The organism is Clostridium bornimense, from assembly GCF_018917145.1.
GTDB classification, from domain to species: Bacteria; Bacillota; Clostridia; order Clostridiales; family Clostridiaceae; genus Clostridium_AN; species Clostridium_AN bornimense_A.
Map to the genome: position 1 here is coordinate 1 of NZ_JAHLOD010000103.1, position 3,009 is coordinate 3,009.

Annotated in this window: 1 protein-coding gene; it reads right to left on the reverse strand. The window is 30.2% G+C overall.

What is annotated here, in order from left to right; translation table 11 throughout:
- Positions 1 to 168: 168 nt before the first annotated feature.
- Complete coding sequence (locus tag KQI30_RS16615) at positions 169 to 2,652, reverse strand: heavy metal translocating P-type ATPase (protein WP_169106237.1); 2,484 nt, start codon at positions 2,650 to 2,652, stop codon at positions 169 to 171.
- Between the last annotated feature and the right edge of the window lie 357 nt (positions 2,653 to 3,009).

Sequence of the window (3,009 nt, forward strand, 5' to 3'; positions counted from 1 at the left end):
ACAATCTAAAAGTCAAAATCAAGAAATAAATAAATCCCGATAGGGCTTTAAATCGCCCTACCGGGATATTTTAATATATTTTTTTAATTGATAAAAGGTACCAAAACTTTGACGCTTACGTTTATTTAATTATAATATAATCTAACTTTATGAATAAAATATGAAATTTTACTTATCTGCCTTAAATCTTTTAAGTCTTAATGCATTTAATAAAACAGATGTAGAACTAAATGCCATAGCAAGAGCCGCTATAACTGGATTAAGTAATGGACCTCCAAATAAATACAATACTCCTGCTGCTATTGGTATACCAATAACATTATAAGCAAATGCCCAGAATAAGTTTTCTTTTATATTTCTCATAGTACTTCTACTTAATTTAATAGCAGTTGGTACATCCATTAAATCACTCTTCATTAAAACAATGTCTGCTGATTCCATAGCTACATCAGTTCCACTACCAATTGCCATACCTATATCTGCCTGTGCAAGAGCAGGAGCATCATTTATTCCATCTCCAACCATAGCTACAAATCTACCTTCACTTTGAAGTTTTTTAACTTCACTTGATTTATCTTGTGGCAATACTTCAGCTAGAACTTTATCTATTCCAACTTGTCTTGCTATTGCATCAGCAGTCTTTTTGTTGTCTCCAGTAATCATAGCAACTTCTATTCCCATATCATGAAGTTTCATAATTGCTTTAGCACTACTTTCTTTAACTATATCTGCAACTGCTATTATACCTGCTATTTTATTATTTATAGCTATATACATAGGAGTCTTACCTTCTGCTGCTAACTTATCAGATATTTCTTCTAATTTTCTAAGAGCTATTTTTCTATCTTGCATTAACTTTTTATTACCTAATAAAATACCTTTAGATTCTATTTCAACTTCTATACCATGACCAGGTATTGCAACAAATTTATCTATATTATATAAACCTAAATTTTTCTTTTCCCCTTCTTTAACAATTGCTTCTCCTAGAGGATGTTCTGAACCTTTTTCTGCACTTGCAGCTATCTTTAAAAGTTCATCTTTATTGATATCTCCATCTGTAATTATATCTGTTACAACTGGCTTTCCTTCAGTTATAGTACCTGTTTTATCAAATACTATAGTGTTTATCTTATGAGTAGATTCTAATGCTTCTCCACCTTTTATAAGTATCCCATTTTCTGCACCTTTTCCAGTACCAACCATTATTGCTGTTGGAGTTGCAAGTCCCAATGCACATGGACAAGCTATTACAAGAACTGCTATAAATATACTAAGAGCAAATTCTATATCTTTTCCTGATATAAACCAAGCTATAGATACTATCACGGCTATAGCAAATACTATTGGCACAAAGTAGCCAGATATTACATCTGCAAGCTTTGCTATAGGTGCTTTAGAACCTTGAGCATCTTCAACCAATTTTATTATTTGAGATATCGCAGTATCACTTCCTACTTTTTCTGCTTTAAACTTTATAGTTCCGTTTTTATTTATACTTGCACCTACTACATGGCTTCCAACAGACTTCTCAACAGGTATACTTTCTCCTGTAAGCATTGATTCATCTACAGAAGTATGACCCTCAACTACAATTCCATCTACAGGTATTTTTGCTCCAGGTTTTACAACTATTACGTCACCGACTTCAACCTCTTCTATAGGTATTTCAATTTCTTTATTGTCTTTTATAATAATTGCTGTTTTAGGGCTAAGTCCCATTAATTTCTTTATTGCTTCTGATGTTTTTCCTTTTGCAACTGATTCTAAGAATTTACCTAATAATACTAATGTGATTATTACCCCTGCACTTTCAAAATACATATTATGAATTGCCATCATATCTCCATTAAATGTAAGATATAAAGAATATAAGCTATATGATAGTGCTGCTCCTGTTCCTATGGCAATTAAAGAATCCATATTAGGTGATTTTGATAATATAGCTTTTGTTCCAATCGTGTAGAATTTATATCCTGCTATTACTATAGGTATCGTAAGGAATAATTGAATTAAACCAAAGTTCAATGGATTAATATCAGGATTTATTATTTGAGGTAATGGAAGCGGACCAAATGGTTCCTTAATCATTTGTCCCATTGCTATGTAAAATAGCGGTACTGCGAATACAGCTGAAACTATGAACTTTATCCATAAGGATTTTACTTCTTTTTCTTTTCTAATTTTATCTTCATCTACAGCATTTTTATTTTCTGCATCTCGAGGTTCATACCCAGCTTTTTTTATTGCTTCTTTTATCTCAGATAATTTTACCTTTTCTGGTATGTAACTTATTGATGCTTTTTCTGTTGCAAAATTAACATCAACTGTTTGTACTCCATCAAGTTTACCTACACTTCTTTCAACTGCTTTCGCACATGATGCACAGGTCATTCCAGAAATAGGTATTATAGTTTGATTTAAATTTATTTCTTCTAAAACTCCATACCCTGCTTTTTCTATTGCCCTTTGTATATCTTGAGATGTAACTTTAGACTCATCATATGATACACTTAATTTTTCTGTGGCTATATTCACATTTGCCTCAATATTATCATCTATTTTTTTTACAGCTCTTTCAACCGCTTTGGCACATGATGCACAGGTCATACCTGTTATCTTCATTGTATCTTTTTTTAGATAATTGCTCATCGAAATATCCTCCTTATAAATTATCAATGTATTTTATATAAATTATAAATACCCCCAAAGGGTATATTCATAATTTATATAAAAATTATGAATTATTTATGAAGTTATATAAATTTATATTTTTAATGTATCTTTATTTTAATCTTATATAAATGTCTTTATTCAATAAAAAAAGTAAGCGTCAAAAATTAAGTACCTAGATACTAAAATCTCCAATTGATAAAATTAAGAAAATAATATTTTATCAGGAGGTTAGGTATGTATAAAAAATTAAGTAATGATGAATGGAGAGAATATATAAATCGTTATTATGCTAGTGATGAAAATTTAACTGTAAAAGATTATTGTGAAGAAAAT

Excerpts from the sequence above, each read along its gene's own strand:
- KQI30_RS16615 (WP_169106237.1), bottom strand. The coding sequence starts at position 2,652 with ATGAGCAATTATCTAAAAAAAGATACAATGAAGATAACAGGTATGACC.